Origin of the sequence: Acidobacterium capsulatum ATCC 51196, assembly GCF_000022565.1 — a bacterium.
Taxonomy (GTDB): Bacteria; Acidobacteriota; Terriglobia; order Terriglobales; family Acidobacteriaceae; genus Acidobacterium; species Acidobacterium capsulatum.
Genome location: NC_012483.1, coordinates 2,287,152 through 2,308,333 on the forward strand (window position 1 = coordinate 2,287,152; position 21,182 = coordinate 2,308,333).

The 21,182-nt window shown below is 61.2% G+C and carries 21 protein-coding genes; 13 read left to right on the forward strand and 8 right to left on the reverse strand.

The features are described 5' to 3' along the window. Window positions 1-112: 112 nt before the first annotated feature. From ACP_RS09290 to ACP_RS09320, 7 genes are all read left to right on the forward strand, one after another. Window positions 113-1,495, forward strand: coding sequence for an MBL fold metallo-hydrolase (locus tag ACP_RS09290; protein ID WP_015897054.1), 1,383 nt, complete (start codon window positions 113-115; stop codon window positions 1,493-1,495). A 144-nt stretch (window positions 1,496-1,639) separates the two neighbouring features. Continuing rightward, on the forward strand, window positions 1,640-2,113 hold the full coding sequence (locus ACP_RS09295; protein WP_015897055.1) for a winged helix-turn-helix transcriptional regulator: 474 nt from the start codon (window positions 1,640-1,642) through the stop codon (window positions 2,111-2,113). 27 nt (window positions 2,114-2,140) lie between these two features. Next, entirely contained in the window at window positions 2,141-2,656 is a 516-nt protein-coding gene (locus ACP_RS09300; RefSeq protein WP_015897056.1) for a DinB family protein, read from the forward strand. Window positions 2,657-2,716: 60 nt separating this feature from the next. Continuing rightward, window positions 2,717-3,190 carry a VOC family protein gene (locus tag ACP_RS09305; protein WP_015897057.1) on the forward strand — a complete coding sequence of 158 codons (474 nt, stop codon included), beginning with the start codon at window positions 2,717-2,719 and terminating at the stop codon, window positions 3,188-3,190. 31 nt (window positions 3,191-3,221) lie between these two features. Then, window positions 3,222-3,632 carry a VOC family protein gene (locus tag ACP_RS09310; RefSeq protein ID WP_015897058.1) on the forward strand — a complete coding sequence of 137 codons (411 nt, stop codon included), beginning with the start codon at window positions 3,222-3,224 and terminating at the stop codon, window positions 3,630-3,632. Between the two features lie 24 nt (window positions 3,633-3,656). Next, window positions 3,657-4,838, forward strand: coding sequence for a WD40/YVTN/BNR-like repeat-containing protein (locus ACP_RS09315; RefSeq protein ID WP_015897059.1), 1,182 nt, complete (start codon window positions 3,657-3,659; stop codon window positions 4,836-4,838). Continuing rightward, window positions 4,835-5,152, forward strand: coding sequence for a MoaD/ThiS family protein (locus ACP_RS09320; protein ID WP_015897060.1), 318 nt, complete (start codon window positions 4,835-4,837; stop codon window positions 5,150-5,152). Before ACP_RS09315 ends, ACP_RS09320 begins: the two co-directional genes overlap by 4 nt. Window positions 5,153-5,231: 79 nt before the next feature. Here ACP_RS09320 and ACP_RS09325 read toward each other — a convergent pair whose 3' ends face one another. Both ACP_RS09325 and ACP_RS09330 read right to left on the reverse strand, forming a co-directional pair. Beyond that, entirely contained in the window at window positions 5,232-5,855 is a 624-nt protein-coding gene (locus tag ACP_RS09325; protein ID WP_015897061.1) for a cation diffusion facilitator family transporter, read from the reverse strand. A gap of 3 nt (window positions 5,856-5,858) precedes the next feature. Further along, window positions 5,859-6,629 (reverse strand): ferredoxin--NADP reductase, encoded by a 771-nt coding sequence (locus tag ACP_RS09330; RefSeq protein ID WP_015897062.1) that lies wholly within the window; start codon window positions 6,627-6,629, stop codon window positions 5,859-5,861. A gap of 216 nt (window positions 6,630-6,845) precedes the next feature. Between ACP_RS09330 and egtB the strand changes: the two genes are divergently transcribed. The 4 genes from egtB (at window position 6,846) to ACP_RS09350 (ending at window position 11,312) form a co-directional block, all read left to right on the forward strand. Further along, entirely contained in the window at window positions 6,846-8,141 is a 1,296-nt protein-coding gene (egtB, locus tag ACP_RS09335; protein WP_015897063.1) for an ergothioneine biosynthesis protein EgtB, read from the forward strand. A gap of 27 nt (window positions 8,142-8,168) precedes the next feature. Further along, window positions 8,169-9,179: an L-histidine N(alpha)-methyltransferase gene (egtD, locus tag ACP_RS09340; protein WP_015897064.1), complete on the forward strand. Its 1,011-nt coding sequence runs from the start codon at window positions 8,169-8,171 to the stop codon at window positions 9,177-9,179. Window positions 9,180-9,246: 67 nt separating this feature from the next. Then, window positions 9,247-10,251 (forward strand): 3-dehydro-L-gulonate 2-dehydrogenase, encoded by a 1,005-nt coding sequence (yiaK, locus tag ACP_RS09345; RefSeq protein WP_015897065.1) that lies wholly within the window; start codon window positions 9,247-9,249, stop codon window positions 10,249-10,251. 47 nt (window positions 10,252-10,298) lie between these two features. Next, complete coding sequence (locus ACP_RS09350; protein WP_238525518.1) at window positions 10,299-11,312, forward strand: Gfo/Idh/MocA family protein; 1,014 nt, start codon at window positions 10,299-10,301, stop codon at window positions 11,310-11,312. Between the two features lie 56 nt (window positions 11,313-11,368). Here the strand turns inward: ACP_RS09350 and ACP_RS09355 are convergent, their stop codons facing one another. The 3 genes from ACP_RS09355 to ACP_RS09365 form a co-directional block, all read right to left on the reverse strand. Further along, a complete protein-coding gene (locus ACP_RS09355; protein WP_015897067.1) occupies window positions 11,369-11,560 on the reverse strand; it encodes a helix-turn-helix transcriptional regulator in 192 nt (63 codons plus the stop codon). Beyond that, a complete protein-coding gene (locus tag ACP_RS09360) occupies window positions 11,557-11,877 on the reverse strand; it encodes a hypothetical protein (RefSeq protein WP_148215109.1) in 321 nt (106 codons plus the stop codon). Before ACP_RS09360 ends, ACP_RS09355 begins: the two co-directional genes overlap by 4 nt. A gap of 243 nt (window positions 11,878-12,120) precedes the next feature. Beyond that, on the reverse strand, window positions 12,121-12,459 hold the full coding sequence (locus ACP_RS09365) for a phage holin family protein (RefSeq protein WP_015897069.1): 339 nt from the start codon (window positions 12,457-12,459) through the stop codon (window positions 12,121-12,123). A 60-nt stretch (window positions 12,460-12,519) separates the two neighbouring features. Here ACP_RS09365 and ACP_RS09370 point away from each other — a divergent pair, with 60 nt between their 5' ends. Together ACP_RS09370 and ACP_RS17370 are read left to right on the forward strand one after the other, a co-directional pair. Then, window positions 12,520-13,392, forward strand: coding sequence for a hypothetical protein (locus ACP_RS09370; protein ID WP_015897070.1), 873 nt, complete (start codon window positions 12,520-12,522; stop codon window positions 13,390-13,392). 99 nt (window positions 13,393-13,491) lie between these two features. Then, a complete protein-coding gene (locus tag ACP_RS17370) occupies window positions 13,492-14,664 on the forward strand; it encodes a GGDEF domain-containing protein (protein ID WP_052294773.1) in 1,173 nt (390 codons plus the stop codon). Window positions 14,665-14,926: 262 nt separating this feature from the next. Here ACP_RS17370 and ACP_RS17375 read toward each other — a convergent pair whose 3' ends face one another. The 3 genes from ACP_RS17375 to ACP_RS09390 form a co-directional block, all read right to left on the reverse strand. Continuing rightward, window positions 14,927-17,041: an N-acetylmuramoyl-L-alanine amidase gene (locus tag ACP_RS17375; RefSeq protein WP_052294774.1), complete on the reverse strand. Its 2,115-nt coding sequence runs from the start codon at window positions 17,039-17,041 to the stop codon at window positions 14,927-14,929. 276 nt (window positions 17,042-17,317) lie between these two features. Continuing rightward, window positions 17,318-20,266, reverse strand: coding sequence for an alanine--tRNA ligase (gene alaS / locus ACP_RS09385; protein ID WP_015897073.1), 2,949 nt, complete (start codon window positions 20,264-20,266; stop codon window positions 17,318-17,320). 13 nt (window positions 20,267-20,279) lie between these two features. Continuing rightward, complete coding sequence (locus tag ACP_RS09390; RefSeq protein ID WP_041840151.1) at window positions 20,280-21,170, reverse strand: DUF429 domain-containing protein; 891 nt, start codon at window positions 21,168-21,170, stop codon at window positions 20,280-20,282. Window positions 21,171-21,182: the final 12 nt, after the last annotated feature.

The following is a 21,182-nucleotide window of genomic DNA, read 5'->3' on the forward strand; positions in this document are numbered from 1 at the left end:
GAGACCTCACACCCGCCCGTTTCCGCCCTCGGTTTACCCTGATACGTGGCCTTGCAGAGCTTCGCGAGCTCCCACTCGTCACAGGAAGCAGACACGCACATTGAGGAGAACAATGACCATCCAGCAGTTTCTTACCCCCGGGCTCGCCCAGTACGCGTACCTCATCGCCTCCGAGGGGCAAGCGGTCGTCATTGATCCCATGCGCGGCGATCCGCGCCCGGCCGCGTACGCCGCGGCACACGCGCTGCGCATCACCCATGTGCTCGAAACTCACATTCACGCCGACTTCGCCTCAGGCGCGCCCGTACTTGCACAAACCACCGGAGCCGAACTGGCGCTGAGCGCATACGACGAGGGCGAGCTCTACCAATACGCCATGCCGCACCTCCGCCTGAGCGATGGCGAACGCATCGCCGTGGGCCGCCTCACGCTCGAAGCGTTGCACACCCCCGGCCACACGCCCGAGCATCTCTCCTTCGCGCTGTACGATTCAGACCGGAACAACAGCGCACCCGTCGCGCTCTTCAGCGGCGACTTCATCTTTCCCGGCTCGCTTGGCCGTCCTGATCTCTTGGGAGAGGACGCTAAAGTCGGCCTGGCGCACGCGCTCCATCGCAGTTTGCACCACCGCATCGCGCACCTGCCCGGCACGGTACGTCTTTACCCCGGCCACGGCGCAGGCTCGCTCTGCGGTGCGGGCATTGGTGAGCAGGCCGAATCCACGCTCGGGCAGGAGCGCCTCACGAACCCGCTCTGCCAGCTCGCAGAGGACGACTTCGTCCGCGAAATCCTCGCCGGCGTTCCGCCCATGCCCGCCTACTATCCGCGCATGAAGCAACTCAACGCCACTGGAGCCGCCGCCTGGGAGACCCTCCCCACGCCAGCCGCACTTTCCCCGGCGGAAGTTCACGCGCTTGACTCCACGCAATCCATCCTGCTCGACCTGCGCACGCCCGAGGCCTTTGCCGCTGGACACATTCCCGGTGCCATTCACATCGGAGCCGGAGCCAGCCTGCCGCTATGGGCCGGATGGCTGCTCGATCCTGCACGGCCCATCACGCTCATCAGCGAAACAGGCGACGACCCGGAATCGCGACTCGCGCTGGCCCGCGTCGGCCTTGACCGCGTCACTGGCTTTCTCGCTGGAGGCATGTCCGCATGGCGCGCCGCCGCCCTGCCCGAGCGCATCCTCCCTCGGCTCTCTCCGTCCGAGGTGGAAGAAAGGGCAACCCACGCACTGCTGCTCGATGTGCGCAATCCCGGCGAGTGGCAACTCGGCCACATCCCCGGCGCGCGGCATCTCATGCTCGGCGACTTGCCCGCTCAGTTAGCCACACTTTCCCCGCATCAACCCATCATCGCGATCTGCCAGGGGGGTTACCGCGCCAGCGCCGCCGCCAGCCTGCTGGCACGCGCCGGCTTTCGCGACGTCGCCACTCTGGCCGGCGGCATGACCGCCTGGAATCAGCACACCCTCGCTCTGCAATCACGCTGATCGCCCGGCGGGGTGGGATGCTCTTCCACCAAGCAAGCCGGGCAGTCAACGAGCCTCGGATATTTTCCTGGGCATCTGCCCATCCGGAGCCGCTTCGAAAAATTAACTTGCAAATCGCAAGTTGATTGTCTTACTGTTCTCCCCGTGCCGAAGCAGTCTCGCGGCCACAATCGCTCCGGGTGCCCGGTCAGCCTGTCGCTTGAGGTCTTCGGCGACCGCTGGTCGTTGCTCATCGTGCGCGATCTGATGGTGCGCGGTTTTCGCAATTTCAAAGACTTTCAGGAGAGCGGCGAGGGCATCGCCACCAACATCCTGGCAGGACGCCTGCGGAATCTGGAGACCGCCGGCATCATCACCGCGCAACCCGATCCGGAAGACGCACGCCGCGTGCTCTACCGGCTCACCCGCAAAGGCATCGACCTCGCCCCGGTCATGTTGGAGCTGCTGGTCTGGGGCGCAACACATGAACCATCGGGCGCGCCCTGCGAGGTGATCGCCGCGATGGCCAAAAACCGCGACGCTATCCTCGCTGAAGTGCGCCGCCGCTGGGAACAGAACGACCCCACGCCACTGCTGCCATGGCTGGGCGGGCCCAAAAGAAGCAGGAAGTCGAAGTGAGTGGATTCGCAGGATTCGGAGAGTTCCATGTCGATTGCCCAAAGCATGCTGGCGGAGTTTGAAATCCAGGCCCCCATCACCCGTAAATTTCTTGGGCGTTTGCCCGAGGACAAGCTGGCCTGGCAGCCCCATCCCAAATCCATGACCGCCGGGCAGCTCGCCCTGCATCTGGCTGGCGTGCCGGGCGGTGTCATCCGCGCAGCCCAGAACGACTCCATGCAGGCGGCCGGCTTCCAATTTCCGCAGCCTACGAGCCTCGCTGCGGTGCTCGCCGCGTTCGACGAAAGCATTGCGCTGGTTCGCGAACTGCTGCCGCCTCTGGACGATCGAGCCATGCACGCCACCTGGCGGTTGATCTCAGGCGAGGAGGAACTGCTCGCCATTCCCCGCCAGGAATTTTTGCGCGACATCCTGTTCAGTCACTGGTATCAGCATCGCGGACAGTTCGGCGTGTATCTGCGCCTGCTCGATATTCCTGTGCCCGCCACCTGGGGCCCCAGTGCCGACGAGCCGCCGGTTTTCCCGCAGAGAACCACTGCCTGACGAGCGCGTGGTCCATCCAAACCCAGCCCCACAGCTTCGCATTTTGAAGAGGTTTACCCCATGAGCACCGTCGCCCACAATTCGCACATCACGCCCTTTCTCTGGTTTGACAACAACGCCGAAGAAGCGGCTCGGTTCTACACCGGTATCTTCCCCAACTCCCGCATACTAGAGACCGTGCCCAACCAAACCGGCACTTCGCCCGCGACGGCCGCAGTGCTCCTCGTTCACTTTGAGCTTGATGGCACGCGCTTTACCGCACTCAACGGCGGCCCGCAATTTCCGTTTAACGAATCCATCTCGTTTGTCGTCCACTGCGCCACACAAGCAGAAATTGACGACTACTGGGAGCGCCTCACCGCCGAAGGCGGCAGCGAGGTGCAATGCGGCTGGCTCAAGGACAAGTACGGCGTCTCCTGGCAGGTGGTACCTGCGCACATTTCTCAACTGGCCCGCAGCCGCAAAGCCATGCAGGCCCTCATGCAGATGAAGAAGCTCGACATTGCGGCGCTCGAACGTGCCGCGCAGGAATAACGCAGTTCCAACCCGGCACTGGAGCACACTCATGGAATTCGCGCCTTACGTTCACTTCTCCGGCAACTGCGCGGAAGCGCTCGCCTTCTACGTCAAAGTCCTCAACGGAAAAATCGCATTCACCCACACCTACGGCGACTCGCCCATGGCCAGCATGGTCCCGGCGGACTACGCCGGCAAAATCATGCACGCGACCTTCGACTTCGAGGGCGGCCGTCTTTATGCGTGCGATGCGCCGCCCGACCGCCAGGGCAAGATCCAGGGCATCACGCTCTCCATAGGAGCCAAAGACGCAGCCGAAGCGGAGAAGATCTTCAATGCGCTCTCCCAGGGCGGCAATGTCACCATGCCCTTTCAGCAAACCTTCTGGTCCGCAGGCTTCGGTATGTTTAACGACAGGTTTGGCGTGGCCTGGATGGTCAACACCGAGCAGGCAGCTTAGTCCCCTCCAGAAAGGAAAGAAACCATGAGCAGCGTTCGAGTTTTGGTCGGCACTCGCAAGGGCGCATTCATTCTCACCGCAGATGGCAAGCGCAAGGACTGGACCGTCAGCGGCCCCTTCTTTGCCGGATGGGAGATTTACCACATGAAGGGTTCGCCCGTGGACCCCGACTGCATTTATGCCTCGCAGACCAGCGGATGGTTCGGGCAGATCCTGCAGAAATCAGAAGACGGCGGCAAGACATGGCATCAGCCGGGACTCAAACCAGGCGAACCGGAGATGCCGGCTTTCCCCGGCAAAGCGCCGAATCGCTTCGAATATGACACCTCAGACGCAACCGGCAATCCGCTCACCACCCACCAGTGGTACGACGGCTCGCAGCACCCGTGGGAGTTCAAAAGAGTCTGGCATCTCGAACCCTCCCTAACCGAGGCAGCAACCGTCTACGCCGGCGTTGAAGACGCCGCGCTCTTCCGCTCCACAGATGGCGGCCAATCATGGAAGGAGCTCTCCGGCCTGCGCGGTCACGGCACTGGTCCGCACTGGCAGCCGGGGGCGGGCGGCATGTGCCTGCACACCGTCATCCTTGATCCCGGCAACCCGAATCGCATCTTCATCGCGATCTCAGCGGCCGGCGCATTTCGCACCGACGACGGCGGCGAAACATGGAAGCCCATCAATCGTGGCCTGCATTCCAAATATATTCCCGACCCCAACGCCGAAACCGGCCACTGCGTGCACCACATCGCCATGCATCCCGACCGCCCCAATACGCTCTTCATGCAGAAGCACTGGGACATCATGCGCACCGACAACGCCGGCGACGAATGGCACAAGGTCAGCGGCAATCTGCCCACCGACTTCGGCTTTGTCATCGATGTGCATGCGCACGAGCCGGAGACGATCTACGTCGTCCCCATCAAGAGCGACTCCGAGCACTTTCCTCTTGATGGCGCACTACGCGTCTACCGCAGCCGCACCGGCGGCCACGAGTGGGAGCCGCTCACCAAAGGACTGCCGCAGCAGAACTGCTACGTGAACGTGCTGCGCGACGCCATGGCCGTAGACCGGCTCGACGACTGCGGCCTCTACTTCGGCACCACCGGCGGCCAGGTCTATGCTTCGGCAGACGCGGGCAATACATGGAACCCCATCGTCCGCGATCTGCCTGCGGTTCTCTCGGTGGAAGTACAAACCCTGCCATGAGCGACGCAGCTACTCATACGGTGCGCGTGGAGTTGCCCTACCACCTGCGCAATCTGGCCGGCGTCGGCGAAGAGGTTGCTCTTACCCTCGCCGCGCCAGTCACTCTTGCCACGGTGCTTGACGCGCTCGAAAGCCGCTACCCCATGCTGCGCGGAACCATCCGCGACCATGGCACGCTGCAGCGCCGCCCCTTCCTGCGCTTCTTTGCCTGCGCGCAGGATCTTTCTCACCAGCCGCCGGACACGCCGCTGCCCACTGCTGTCATCGAAGGCAAAGAACCACTGATCGTACTCGGAGCCATCGCCGGCGGATAGGATTTCTTCGCCGCCTCAGCCAACCTCATAAAAAACATCAGGCGTGAGAGTCGATGCATTCGTTCGGCTCCAGCGCTCCTTACACTCCGCAGCCGCAGCTCTCCCCTCTCATGGCGCGGCGCGCCTCCTGCAAAATGAGAGGCACCGCAGCCAGCGCCGCGGCAGAATCAATCCAGCCCACATGCCAAATGAAGTTCACCGCGAGCCCCGCCAGCGTGATCGCCGCCAGATAAGCACAAGTGGCCGACTGCACCGCATCCGCAGCCAAAGCCACATTGCCAGATTTCCTCGCGAGCCGCCGTTTCTGCCATGCGAGCAGCGGCATCGCCAGCAATGCGGCCACGGTGATCGCCATCCCCGGCAAGCTCACTTCAGGCTGCATCCCCATTGCCAGCGCCGCCAGCGCGAGGGCGGCAACCACTGCCGCCAATGCATACAGCAATGCACCCGCAATGCGCGCGGCACGATCTTCGCTAAGCGGAAACCACCGCACAAATTGCATCAGCACGACCACTGCGGAAAACAGTTCCACCAGGCTATCCGCGCCAAAGGCCAGCAGCGCCGGGCTATGCGCACGCGCCGCGCTCCAGAGCGAAACGCCGCACTCCGCCAGCATCCACACAAGCGTGAAGGCCTGCAGCCCGGTGATCTTTTTCGCGGAGCAACCGGGCTCACAGGCCGCGTCGCCACAGTGTTCTGTCATGCCTTAATCGTAGCGCTCAAACACAATCTGCTTGCGATCCCATCCCATCTCCTTGAGCCGCTCGCGATTGGCCGCCACCATCTCATTCAGGCCACAAATGTAAGCGCGAATATCAAAGTCCGCGCCCTTTGGCGCCGTCACCGCACCATGCTTGGCTCTACGCTCATGCACAATGCGCGCCACATGATCCTGCACATAGCCGCGATGGCCGGTCCAGCTTTCATCCGGGCGGCTCAGCGTCTTCACGTAGTGAAAGTTCGCATGCTTCGCGGCCACCCGCTCAAAGTGGTCTTCGTAATACACCTCCGATGCATGTCGCGTGCCATAAACCAGCCATATCTCGCGGCCCTCTGAACGGCTCTCTCCTTCTTCAGGGAATAGCCATTCCACAAAACCACGCACCGGCGCAATGCCGGTTCCGGTCGCAATCAGGATCGAGTCGGTCAGCGGAGCGCGCAACACAAACATCCCGTGCGGCCCGTGAAACTCCACTTCCTGCCCGGGCTTCAAATCGCACAGCAGGTTTGAAAAAAATCCTCCCGCCACGCGATTCACACACACATCAAAGCTCGCGCCACGTGGGGCCGACGCCAGCGAATACGCCCGCATCTGGTGCTTCCCTCTCTCATCGGTCGCCACAAATGAAACAAACTGCCCCGGCTGAAAATCAAAGCTCTCAAGCTCCGGAATCGAAAACTCCAGATGAAAGCACTGTGCTGGCTCCGAGAGGAGAATCTTTTTTTCAAGGCGTGCACGATAATACTGACGATCCAAAAACAAGCTCCTGGCGCAAAGAACGGCGCAATTTGCCTCAGTCTACGCCATCCCGCATAGCCCGGCAGCCGACAGGGTGGCGTAACCTTTCCAGTCAAATCAAATCTCATCTCTGCAAGCACCGGCTGGATCATGAGAAGGTGGTGGGGCAAAATTTATGCGGCTTTTGCGCCTGCCCCGGCATCTGCAAAAGCATCCAAGGGGAAGAGCATACTTATGACAACACTGGCCAGCCCCGTCTCCGGCGACGCCATCACGGCGCTTGGCGCGCAATTTGCCACAGTGCGCCGCCAGTCGCTCGCCCTGTGCGAAACGCTCACCCCCGAAGATATGATGGTGCAGTCGCTGCCCGAGGGCAGCCCCGCCAAATGGCATCTGGCGCATACTACATGGTTTTTTGAGACCTTCATTCTTCGCGAATTCGTCTCCGGCTATCAGCCCCTCCATCCTGATTTCCTCTGGCTCTTCAACAGCTACTACAACGGCGTCTCTGATCAGCCTGAGAAGACGCTCCGTGCCATCTTCTCGCGCCCGGCGTTTGTTGACATCCTGGCGTATCGCCGTCACGTAGAGGACGCCATCGCATTCATGCTCGATCACGAGCCGGCCCAGGAAGCGCTCACACGCCTCGTGCTCGGGCTGCATCACGAGCAACAGCATCAGGAATTGCTGCTCACGGATATCAAGCATGCGCTCTGGTCCAATCCCCTGCGCCCCATCTACCGCGAGGGAGTTCTCAGCACGCATGCACAGGCCGCCCCGCTGGTGTGGCATGAATATGAAGGCGGCCTTCGCGAGGTTGGCTTTGAGGGTGATGAATTCTGCTTCGACAACGAGCTCCCGCGTCACGCGGTCTATCTGCATCCCTTCCGTATTGCCTCTCGCGCGGTCACCTGCACTGAATACCTCGAGTTCATCGAAGACGGCGGCTATCACCGCAGTGAACTTTGGCTCTCTGCCGGCTGGGACGCCGTGCGCGAGCACGGCTGGCAAGCGCCCCTTTATTGGCAACGCGAAGGCAGCGCATGGCAGGTCTTCACCCTGCATGGCCCTGCAGATTTCGGCACTCTGCGTGACACCCCTGTCTGCCACATCAGCCACTTTGAAGCCGACGCCTACGCACGCTGGCGCGGCCTGCGCCTGCCTACTGAGTTCGAGTGGGAGGTCGCTGCTTCGCCTGTGCCAACCCACGGCAATCTGCTCGAAGGCGGACGCCTGCATCCGTCCGTAGCCCTGCCGCCTGCGAGCGGAAACGCAAACCGTCACCCCCTGCAACTCTACGGCGATGTGTGGGAGTGGACTGCAAGCGCCTATCTCGGCTATCCCGGCTATCGCCCCGTACCAGGCGCACTTGGCGAATACAACGGCAAGTTTATGTCTGGTCAAATGGTCCTGCGCGGCGGCTCCTGCGTCACACCTGCCACACACATCCGCGCGACCTATCGCAACTTTTTCTCTCCCGCCACACGTTGGCAATTCTCCGGCGTGCGGCTCGCGCAGGATGTTTCATAATTTCCGCAAAGGATCGCACCGCTGCCTATGTCGCTCGCACACGCTGCCCCCGTTCTGCCTGCTGCCGCACCCTCCGCACTTGGCGCTGAAGTTCTGCGTGGACTCACCGCGACTCCAAAGACACTCTCGCCCTGGCTTTTTTATGACGCGCGCGGCTCTGAGCTTTTTGAGAAAATTACCACGCTACCGGAGTACTATCTCACCCGCACTGAGCGTGCCATCTTTCGCGAACACGCCTCTGAGATCCTCGCCACTGCGGCCGGTGATCGCCGCCTTGCTCTCATCGAACTCGGCGCCGGTACCGCAACTAAAACCGGCCTGCTGCTCAAGGCTGCTCTTGAGCGCCAGCAGAGTGTCACCTATTGCGCGCTCGATGTCTCCCCGTCGGCACTCGAAGAAGCTCGCACCACCATCACCTCGCAATTTCCCGGCGTCACTGTTGAAACGCGAGTTGCGGACTACACCGAAAACCTCAGCGCTATTCAGCCCCTGAAGAATTCGGCTACTCGCCGCCTCGTGCTCTACATCGGCTCGAGCATCGGCAATTTCGATCCGGCGGACGCCACGGGCCTGTTGCGGCGTCTGCGCCAGCGTCTCGCACCCGGTGACCATATCCTGCTCGGCGCAGATCACGCTCCCGGCACCGGCAAAGACACGGCCACACTGCTGCGCGCCTATGATGACGCCTCCAGTGTGACCGCGGCCTTTAACCGCAATGCCCTCGTGCGCATCAACCGCGAACTCGATGCAAACTTTGATTTGCACGCCTTCCGCCACATCGCACGCTGGAACCCCCAACACTCCCGCATGGAGATGCACCTGGAAAGCACGCGCAGACAGACCGTCTCCGTAGCCGCTCTGGGGCTGAATCTTAACTTCTCGCCCGGCGAGACAATTCACACCGAAAACAGTTACAAATTCACTCCCGGCAGCATCGCACACCTGCTGGCGGATGGTGGCTTTACTGTGACGCATTCTTGGACCGATGCACGCCGCTGGTTCGGCGTCTATCTCGCATCCGCTTCCCCGCTGCAGTAGCGTCTGACTCTCTGCTGATCTCGGCAGCATAGGATCATTCCGCCCCCTCGTGTCACAATCAACACGCATGCTTCGCATCCCATTTGACGATCTACACCGCGCCTTCATCGCTGCTCTCACCCACGTTGGTTTCACACCCGAACGCGCCGAACTCTGCGCGCGGCTCTTCGCTGAAACCACGCTGGACGGCGTCTATTCACACGGTGCAAACCGCTTTCCGCGTTTCCTCGCGATGATCCGCAACGGTGCCGTCGATGTGCATGCCACTCCCCAATGCATGTCTGCCTTCGGTGCGCTCGAGCGCTGGGATGGTCGTCGCGGTCCCGGCAATCTCAATGCACACGCCGCCATGGAACGAGCGCTTGCCTTGAGCCGCACGCACGGCATCGGCTGCCTGGCGCTTCGTAACACCAATCACTGGATGCGCGGCGGCAGCTACGGCTGGCAGGCCGCAAATGCCGGCTCCATCGCGCTCTGCTGGACAAACACAATGCCCAATCTACCCGCATGGGGCACGCGCGAAGCATCCGTGGGCAACAATCCGCTCATTGTTGCCGTGCCGCGCCGCGCGGGTCATCTGGTGCTCGACATGGCCATGTCCCAGTTCTCTTATGGCGCGCTTGAAAGCTACTCCCGCCGCAGCGAACTGCTGCCCATCCCCGGCGGTTTTGATGCCTCGGGTACACTCACAAATGACCCTGCAGCCATTGAGGCCTCGCAACGCCCGCTGCCCATTGGCTACTGGAAAGGCTCGGGACTCGCTCTGCTGCTCGACGCAGTCGCCGCCATGACCGCGCTTGGCAATGCCACGCATCAACTGGCACGCGACCCTCTGCAGGAGACAGGCCTTTCGCAAATGTTCATCGCCATCCACCCCGCCGCGCTGGATGCTGCAGCCGATGCCAATCACCTCGCAGACGAAATCGTCGCCTCGCTGCATGCCGCCGCGCCCGTAGATCCGGGCCGTCCCGCGCGGTATCCCGGCGAACAAACGCTGCGCCTGCGCGAAGAGAATCTTCGTCTCGGCATTCCGGTAGAGGATGTCATCTGGCAGCAGATCCTGGCCGTCTAACGATCGCTCCCTGCCCTGCATGCAAGCTGCAACGTGCGAGCGCTATCATGACTACCATGACGAACAAGCTTCGCTGGGGAGTTCTCAGCACTGCGAACATCGGCATCAAAAAAGTTCTGCCGGCCATGCAGCAAGGCAACTTCAGCACAGTCACGGCCATTGCTTCGCGCCAGTTAGCCAAAGCGCAGGAAGCCGCAAAATCGCTCAACATCCCCAAAGCGTACAGCTCTTATGAAGAGTTGCTGGCGGATCCCGAGATCGACGCCATCTACAATCCGCTGCCCAATGACCAGCATGTGCCCTGGACCATCAAAGCCGCGGAGGCCGGCAAGCATGTCCTCTGCGAAAAGCCTCTCAGCATGACTCTCGCTGAAGCAAAGTCGCTCATCGCCGTGCGTGAGCGCACCGGCGTAAAGATCGGCGAGGCCTTCATGGTGCGCAGCGCTCCCCAGTGGCTGCGCCTGCGCGCATTGCTCGACGAAGGCCGCATCGGCGAACTGCGCTCAGTCGCCGGATTCTTCAGCTACTTCAACATCCAGCCAGACAACATCCGCAACAAAGTGGAGACGGGCGGCGGCGCGCTCATGGACATCGGCTGCTATCTCATTCTCGCCGCGCGCTATGGCTTCCGGCAGGAGCCCTCACGCGTTGTCTCACTCATCGATCGCGACCCCATCATGAAGACCGACCGCCTCACCTCAGCCATCCTCGACTTTCCTTCAGGACAGGCCACCTTCACCTGCAGCACGCAGCTTGTGCCTTACCAGCGCGTTCACTTCTTCGGCGCCAAAGGCCGCATCGAGATTGAGATCCCCTTCAATATGCCCAATGACCGCCCCACGCGCATCTTCATTGACGACGGCAGCGATCTCACCGGCGCAAAGATCGTAACGGAAACATTCCCCGCCTGCGACCAGTACACGCTGCAGGGCGACGACTTCTCACGTGCCGTTCTTGAAGGCGGCGAAGTCCCCATGCCACTCGAAGAGAGCATCGCCAACATGGCCGTGATTGAGGCAGTCTTCCGTTCGGCTGCATCCGGCCGCTCAGAGAGCGTTTAAAGTCTCCAGGAGAAAATGCAAATCCCATGTCCGTGTCTTCAGACGTGGGATTCGCTCTACTCCTCAACAAAAATCTTCTCAATCGGCTCGCCAAACAATCGCGCCAGCTTGAACGCCAACGGCAGGCTCGGATCAAACCGTCCCGTCTCAATCGCATTCACCGATTGCCGTGAAACCCCAAGTTCCTGGGCCAGATCGGCCTGGCTCCAGCCACGCTCCGCGCGCAGATCACGCAAGCGGTTCTTCAACGGCTATATCTCCGCAGCAGCAGCCGAAAGCTCACCATCGTGGAAATGAGCAGCACATCCGCATTCAGCAGAATGATAGGGAATGGCTCGCCGGTGGTTGTCATCAGAGCTCCAATCAGTGCATCGGCCGCCATCGTCCACGCAATGCCCCACAGCAGCGCTCGCGTGATCAGCGCGCGAATAAACTCATCCGGCTCATGAGCCAGATAACGCGCGCCAACGAACACCGCCATCAGTACTGGGAAGAGCGTCAGCGCTGAAAGCGTAAATACCTGCCACTTCTGCACATGGCCGGGCGATCCCAGAAGCGATTTCATCCCGGGAAACAGAAGCATAAGGGGATTCGCCGCATCCGGCACAAGAAAGTTGAAGCATACCGTCAATATCATCGCCACACCCATCAACCGCATAGACCGGCGCTGCAACGGTGTCAGATTTTTGCAAAACAAGCTCATTCCCCCTCCGTCTTAGACAAGTAAACTTTACACGTCACAACGGCGCATATCAAGCCCATTTGTCCTTAGGTAAGGGAGTGCGGACTCTGATATCCGCTCTGCAGCTCAAGGCAAAAATACGCGAAAAAGCACATGCAGCAACGCCAGCACGCATGCACCCACCAGCGCCGCCGCAAAGCTGTTCACGCGAAAGCCCGGCACCACGGCGCCGGCCATCTTCAGCATGAGCGCATTGATGACCAGAAAAAATAGTCCCAGCGTGAGCAGGCCGAGTGGTAAAGTGATGAGCTTGAGCAGCGCGCCAAGCGTTACATTGAGAAACCCTATGACCAGCACCGCAATCAATGCCGAGCTTATGCTCGCTACCTCAAATCCCGGCACAATCCACGTCACGATCAAGAGCGCAAGAGCCTGCAGCAGCCAGTACACCAGCAGTCGAAGCATGGCGAAGAGTTCCTTTCTGAGTGCATGACAACGCCAAAGCACAACACGGGCATATGTTGGATGGCGCCACACGCGCTGCGGCTGTTTGTATTTATGCTCATCTTTATGGGAATCGCGCCCGCTGTGCTCCGCGCACAATCGGCGTCATCCCCGCAGCCTCCCGTGCCCGATGCGGCCACACTCCTCAACGAAGTCGCAGCTCACCAGCGGCAAATGGACGCGGTAAGAGAAAACTACACCTATCGCGAGGTCGTCGTCACCCATCTTTTAGACAAGCATGGCAAGGTTATCAAGACCACCGCCGAGACCAGTGACGTCTTCTTCGTCAACACTCATGAGGTAGACCGGCTGATTGCAAAAAACGGCAAGCCCCTCACACCCGGCGAAGAGCGCAAGGAGCAGAACCGCGTCAACAAGGCCGTCGCACTCGCGGAAAAAACGCCACCCGGCCAGGTGCCCGACCACAACACCGTGAGCATCAGCAAACTGCTCTCCATCATGCAGCTCACCAGTCCGCGCCGCATCCTTATGGACGGCCGCTCCACGCTCGTCTTCCAGTTCACTGGCAATCGCCACGCACACACGCACGGCCTGGCCGAGAATGCGTCAAAGAGGCTCGCGGGCACCATCTGGATCGACGAGCCGGATCGCGATGTCCGCCGTCTTGAGGCTCATTTCGACGCCAACTTTCGCATGGGTTGGGGACTCGCCTCCGTCGCCAAAGGCAGCACCTTCACCTTTGAGCAGCGGCGCATTCGCGGCACGCTCTGGCTGCCGGCCTCCGCGCAAATTCACCTTGTCGCCCACGCCATCGGCTTTCTGACCTATCGCGCAGACATTCAAATCATTGACAGCGGATACAAGGTCTTCCATGTTGGTACAGCACAAGCGCCCAAAGCCAGCGTGGCCTCTCCACTGGCGCCGCAGCACTGACGCGCTTGCGTCATTCCATACTCCTTTTGCAGCGCATGTCCCACCTTTGTGGCAAAAATTCCTTGTGGCGAATCCAACTCGGGACGCTACGATTTGCATATGTTGCTGGACGCAGTGCTCCTGATTCAGGACGTGCAGTTACTCTGCTTCACCGTTGTCTTCGGCCTCTTTGCCATGCAGCGGTGGAGCGACCGCACCCGTGTCTGGCTTTGGAGCACGTTCCTCGCCAATGGCGTTGGCGCGGTCCTCGATCTGGCAGGCAGTCATCTGCCTGCGTGGCTCAGCAAGGGTGTCAACATGGAGATGATCCCGCTCTCCTACGCCCTGCTCAATGTCACCCTCGCGTGCTTTGATCGCCGCGACAGGCGTACGAACTGGCTCTCGTTCGCGCTACTGCTGGCCGCTCTGCCTTTCTTTCTCGCATGGCGCAATGAGCCTGGTCTGGTACACAGTTATGCGCTAGGCGATCTGCTTATCTCACTGGAATGTCTCATCGCGATGCTGCTCTTCTTCAGCAGCAAAGAGCAGGCCACACGCGAACCTCGTGTATTGATGGGCAGCTTCCTCGCGCTCTTTGCGATTCTTGAGGCCGCCCGTTTTGCGCTGGCCTTCCCGCTGCATACCAATCCTGACTCCGTCCACTGGTTCCTCGTCACCTGTACCGTGGCATACATCGTGAACACATCCCTGCTGCCCCTGGCATTCATCTGGATGATGCACACAAGGCTCGAGTCAGAACTGCGCCAACAGAGCAGAGTCGATGCACTCACCGGAGTCCTGAATCGCCGCGGCCTTGAGGAAGCGCTGGCTCGTGAACTCGCGATCTTCGAGCGCGACCGGAAGAACTTCAGCATCGGGATTCTGGACCTCGATCACTTCAAGGTCATCAATGACCGCTACGGTCATGTCGCAGGCGATGCCTTCCTGACCAAGGCGGTCAACGTGTTGCGCGCGCATACGCGCGCAACAGACATCATCGCCCGCTTTGGAGGAGACGAGTTCATCCTGCTGATGCCCGGTACCAGCACGGCTGAGGCCGGGCGTCGCTTTGTGCAACTCTGCAAGGCGATTCGCGACTACTCTGGCTGGGTGGCGGGGGAGCCAGTCAACTTCACCGCGAGCATCGGCTTCACCAACACTGACAGCCGGCAAAACATCTCCAACAGCGGCCTGTTGCGGGAGGCCGATGCCGCCCTTTATCAGGCCAAGCACAACGGCCGCGACCAGGCCCGCCACTACGAGACCGAACTCGTCAATCCTGCGCCCGGATAATGTTGCCGGGAATTTCCCCTGAAATTGCTACTCTTGAAATAGAGGGTAACTTTATCTCCACTTCGTGAAATCGCGCCCGCCGCCAATCCCATGCGGCACCCTGAATAGCGCCATTAACTATCTGCCTTGGGCCTAAATGGCGTTGAAAACAAAGGATTTACGAGACTAATGTTTTATAAGCCACTTGGAATCAACAAGTTCCGGGACGTTAATGGTGATTTTTTTTGCCGCCCCATCCCTCGCCGCGAGGGGCTCCCACATACTAGTTCGGCGTGTTGGCACCGCCGCCATTTTGCGCAATGCGCAGCCCGTTGAGCGTGCCGACATATTTCGCCACACCCTCATAAAGTGCCTCCGCAATGCGCTCGCGATACGAGGGCTCCGTCAGCAGATGAGCCGACTTCGAATTCGAGATGAAAGAAATCTCCGCCAGAATCGAGGGCATGTTCGCACCAATCAGCACCACGAAGGGCGCCTTGTGCACACCGCGATTCTCAAAACCCGGGCCATTCACCGGCGCAAGATCTCCATATAAGCTCCGGTCCACATCCTCGGCAAAATCGCGCGACTCATTGATCTTGTCGGAGAGAGCAATCTTCTTCACCAGGTCTGAAAGCTGATGGATCGACTCATTCGACACCGCATTCTCGCGCGCCGCCAACTGCAGTGCATCCGCTGAACTGGTAAAGCTCAGGTAATACGTGGCCACGCCGCGCGCCGCCGCATCCGGGCTCGAGTTCACGTGGACCGAAATGAAAAGATCAGCCCGGTCCTGATTTGCAATCGCCGTGCGCGTCTCGAGCGGTATGAAGCGATCCGTATCGCGCGTGTAAACCACATCCGCGCCCAGCTTCTGCTTCAACAGCCGTCCCAGCCGCAACGCCACGTCAAGCGCCACAGTCTTCTCTTCCAGGCCATTTGGCCCGATGGCTCCCGAGTCATGGCCGCCATGACCGGCATCGATCACAATCCGGTTGATCTTCAGTCCCAGCGCGCGCACCATCGTCGGCGCGGTTGCCGAGAGCGGTGGAACAACCGCGGGATGCCCGGGCACCACAGGTTGCATGCTCTCGAGCGGCGCAGGCAGTGAGCTTTCCGCTGCAGGCTTCGGCGAGCTTCTCCCCGTCGTGGCACGATGCGTCATCCTCGGCATCACTCTTGTGGCAGCAATGGCGGGCCGCGTGCCCGGCACCTTCGCGGCCACAGGCTGCGTCGAGGGCACTGGAGCGGTAACGGCCTGAGCCGCATGCGCAAAAGGATGCACCGGACGCGCCGGAACCGCAGCACGCTCCACCGGCGCGGCATAGGTTCTCACCACAGTGTTGGAGGAGTTCGGGTAACCCACCCGGTTGGAGATTTGCGTCGTCTGCTCCGAGCCCGGCGCGCGCCCATGCACATCAATAATCAAACGCGGCGGATCAGGCAGATAGAACGCATAATAATCGCTGACCGGACTCACATTCAGTTCGATTTGAGCCACACCCGGGCGCTCTTCTGTGAGATGAATCTGCTTCAGAAAGCCGTTGTCGATAATCTCAGACGACCGCCCATTCAACCGCGAAGAAAGCCGCGCACCATACAAGTCAAAGTCAATGCGGTCAGGGTTCGTCTCCCGCGAAGCCTCATAGCGAACCTCCTGCTGCAGATTGATCGCGACACGCGTATAGCTCGGCGTTGACCAATGCCGAATACTCGTCACCAGCGGCAAAGGGCCATGAAAACTCGCCACCGCGGGTGCTTGCTCTACGACAGCCCGAACCGGCATTGCAGGAGCGCTTCGCTCCGATTCCGCAGCCGCTCGCGCAGCAGGCCGCATCATCGGCTCGGTGGCCGCGCGCTCCACCCTCTGCGTCGAGGCTATGCGCTGAACGGGCGGCGGAGCCTCCTCAATGCTGTGCGCTGCAGAAGACCGCGAACGCAACGGACCCGCAGCCGCCTCCCGCTGTCCATCATCCCGGCGAAGATTCGCCAGCGCGTAGCGCGCTTCATTCGCCATGGCGCTGTGCGGATACATCTTCAGAAATAGCTTCAGCTTCGTCTGCGCGGCCCGATCCTCATGCAGATCACGCGCCTCAATCTCGCCTTCATCCAGCAGTGCCAGCACGCGATACGAGCTGCCCGGGTACTGTTTGCGCAAAAACTCGTACTGCCCTATCGCATCGCGTGACGCCTTTGGGTCATGAAACGTCTGTCCATATTCGGCGAGCAGCGTGCCAACGGCATAGACCGAAGCTGCCGCATGCATCGAGCCAGGATCGCGATGATACACCACGCGATACGCATCCAGCACGCGCTCATACTCGGCCTCTGTGCGGTCCCGCGCAGGCTTCTGCTCAAGCGCCGAACGCAGGCGTGCCGCCTCGGCATAAGCATCCATGCGATGTCTCTGCCCGGCATGAGCCTGCCACCCTGCGCAAGCCACAAGTCCAAACAGACACCAACCGCAAATAGTAGATAACCGGTGCATGCGCGTCATCAAGACTAGCTCGATTATAGGTTTCGCACGCACCCGATCCCGCATGGGGAACCCACCTTGGAACGTGATATCCAGATGCAGGAATCGCCTTCCCTATACGGGAAATGCAACAGCCGGAGATGCCCAATGCCATAGGCTCCTCCGGCTGTTCATGAAGTCGGATGATGATCAGCGCATCTATCCCAGCAGCGCCTTCACCACCTCAGGCACACCGGCCAGCGCGGCATCCAGTTGCGAGGCATCCTTGCCGCCAGCCTCCGCCATGTCGGGCCGTCCACCGCCCGATCCGCCGACCTGCTTCGCCACCTGGGCCACCACCTTGCCGGCCTGCACCTTGCCGGTGAGGTCCTTGGTCACACCCACAATCAGCGCAACCTTACCCTCTTCCTGGGCCGAACCCAGCACCACCACGCCCGAGCCCAACTGGTTACGCAGGTTATCCACCAGCGTGCGCATCTGTCCGCGATCCAGTTGATCCACTCGCTGCGCCAGCACCTTAACGCCGTTCACCTCGGCCGCCTGGTTTGCCGCACCCGACACTGCCGAGGCCGCGGACTTCATCCGCACCTGGTCCAGCTCGCGCTTGAGCTTCTTCAGCTCTTCGTCCTGCGCCGCCAGCCGATGCTGCAATGCCTCTGCCGGAGACATCTCCGCACTCGGCGCCAGTTGTGCCGCCAGTTGCGCCACCTGGTAGCCGCGCCGGAACTCATCGAGCGCACCGAGTCCGGTCACCGCTTCCACGCGCCGCACGCCAGAGGAGACGCTACCCTCGCTCATCAGCTTCACGACGCCAATCTCGCCCGTCGCACCCGTGTGCGTACCGCCGCAAAGCTCCGTCGAGAAGTCGCCAATCTTCACCACGCGCACCCGCTCGCCATACTTTTCGCCAAAGAGCGCCATCGCGTGATACTCATTCACCGCGACATCAATCGGCACATCCTCAATCGTCTCCACGCGCGTATTGACCAGCACCTGCCGGTTGATGAGGTCTTCAATGTCCTTGAGTTCCTCATCGGCAATCTGCGTGAAGTGCGAGAAGTCAAAGCGCAGCCGCCCCGGCTCCACCAGTGAGCCGGCCTGCTTCACATGCGTGCCCAGCACCTCGCGCAGCGCCGCATGCAGCAGGTGCGTGCCGGTATGGTTGCGGCGGGTCGCCGCGCGGAAATCCGCATCCACCACCGTATCCACCTTGTCGCCAAGCGCCAGCGTCTGCCGCAGCACGGCCTTGTGCGCAAACACGCCCTGCACCGGCTTCGTGCAGCCGCTCACCTCCGCCACCACTGAGTTGTGATCGTCAGAATAGAGCCAGCCATGATCGCCCATCTGGCCGCCGGAGTCGGCATAGAAGCTGGTCGCGTTCAACACCACTTCCACCGCATCGCCGGGATTCGCCGCCTTCACGCCCTGCCCATCCTTCACAATGGCGAGCACCTCGGCGCCCTCCACCCGCAACTTGCCGTAGCCTTCGAAGATCGTCTTCGGCAACTCCCGATACACCGGGCTCGCGGATTGCTTCGCGCCGCCCTTCCACGAAGCACGCGCCCGCGCCTGCTCCTCGGCCCGCGCCTCTTCAAAACCGGTCAGATCGAAGTCAATGCCCGCATCCCGCGCCGCATCCATCATGAAATCAAGCGGCAGACCATAGGTTTCATACAAATGAAAGGCTTCGCGTCCATGCAGCACACGTCTTTCACTGCCGGAACCATCACCAAAACCCGCGCCGCTACCGCTACCACCGCCAAAGCCGGAACCATCACCAAAACCCGCGCCGTCGCCTGTCCCCGCGCCTGAACCCCATCGGTCGCCAGAATCAGAACCATTGCCTGCAGCTTCAGATCGAATAAGCTGGTCGAGTTGCGCCGACCCCACCTCCAGCACCCGAGCAAACTGCCGTTCCTCGGCCTCCACCACTTTCGCCACGCGCTCCGCGCTCTCCTTCAACTCCGGATACGCCACCTGCATCTCATCGCGCACCGCATACACCATCTGGCCCATGAAGGGCTGCTCCTGCCCAAGCAGGCGTCCGTGCCGAATGCCGCGCCGCAGAATCTTGCGCAGCACATATCCGCGCCCTTCATTGGCCGGCAACACTCCGTCTGAAATCAGAAACGTTGCCGCGCGCGCGTGATCGGCGATGATACGCAAAGAAGCGTTGCCGGTGAGTTCCTTACCCTCGGGGGCTAAAACCCCTTCCTGTTTTGCGCCATGAGCGGCACGACTCAAGTCGTTCCCGGATACATCGCCTTCGCCCTGACTGCCCTTGGCTGGCTCGCTGACTTGCTGACTGGCTGACTGGCTGACTCGCACGCCCGTCAGCTCCGCAGCCTTTTGTATCAGCGGAGTGAACAAATCCGTCTCAAAGTTACTGACCTTACCCTGCAGCACCGAGGCCAGGCGCTCCAGGCCCGCGCCGGTATCAATCGAGGGCTTCGGCAGCAGCGCCAGCTCCCCATTCGCGCTGCGGTCAAACTGCATGAAGACCAGGTTCCAGATCTCCACATACCGCGCATCGTCCTGCCCAAAAGGCTTGTCCACGCCCGGCGTCTCGGCCGCGTCCATGCCCATGTCGTAGAAGATCTCCGAACATGGTCCGCAGGGGCCCGTATCACCCATCTGCCAGAAGTTATCCTTCGCGCCAAACTCAAAAATGCGCTCGGCCGGCACGCCTTGCCCGCGCCACAGCTCATACGCCTCTTCATCGCGCGGCACGCCATTCTCGCCCTTGAAGATCGTGACGTAGAGCTTCTCCTTCGGAATGCCCAGCCAGTCCAGCGAGGTCACCAGCTCCCACGCATAGGCAATGGCGTCGGCCTTGAAGTAGTCGCCAAAGCTGAAGTTGCCCAGCATCTCAAAGAAGGTATGGTGGCGCCGCGTGAAGCCCACGTTCTCGAGGTCATTGTGCTTGCCGCCCGCGCGCACGCACTTCTGCGAGGTCGTGGCGCGTGCATAGTCGCGATGCTCCAGCCCTAGAAACACGTCTTTGAACTGATTCATGCCCGCGTTGGTAAAGAGCAGCGTCGGATCGTTCGCCGGCACCAGCGACGAGGAATGGACACGGCGGTGTCCCTTGGTTTCAAAGAAGCGGAGGAATGTCTCGCGAATGTCAGAGCCAGAGCGGTATTGCATAGCTCCAGTGTAATCAACGGCCTGAGCTTGCGCTCAATCGCCCTGCGGCACCCAGATGCGGAACCCAGATGCGGCCCTCCAGCCGTTCGTCCCCCTCGGCGGCCTGCGCCAGATGCGCAAACTGTTCGCGATGCCGCCACATGCCCAGCGCCGACAGCAGCGCATCGAAAGCATCTTCTGACGCAGCAGCCTCCGCCAGCAGGTCCTCGCGCAGCCACTTCCTGCAGGCTTCGTCCTGCATCAGCTTCCTCAGTTCCCGCGCCCTCTCCGCTGCGCTCGACTTGGTGCAGTCGCCCGTAAAAACACGCGGATAAATCTCCACCACCAGCGGCGCATCCGGCAGCGCCGGTTGCTCAAAAGGCCAAATCCTGAAACCCGCCCGCCGCAACGCCTGCAATAGGGGAATGCCCCGCAGCGTCCCGGTGCCCACCGCCCCCGCGCCCCCTACCTGAAAAGGCGACTTCGGCTGCGTTCTACGAATGCCCGCGAGCGGCTCACGATCCGTGCGCCGAAAGCCACGCTCCGGCCGCTCCACAAATTCACCCGGCTTTTTCACGCCGGGCCGTCCCCAGAACCACGGCTTCGCGCCGCGCATCCACGACTCGCCTTCAGTCGCGGCGACACTCCAGAAGTCGGCAGCGCTCCCGCAGCCGCACTCCTCGCGCACAAACCATGCCGGATAAGAAAATGCGAAGTCGAGCCCCACTACCAGATTCCGAGTCTCCGCGGCGGCTTCCATCAGCCATTCAGCGGTCTCCTCGCGCGTGCGGCCCGCCGTTAGAGTCAGAGGCCGCTCATGGCGCTCCGGCCACAAATCCGCCACCCAGATGTGCCGTTTCTGGCCGCTCTTTGCCTCCGCGCCCGACCAGTCCACGGCAATCATCCGCGCGGGCTCTCTCCGCATCTTCTGCTTCGC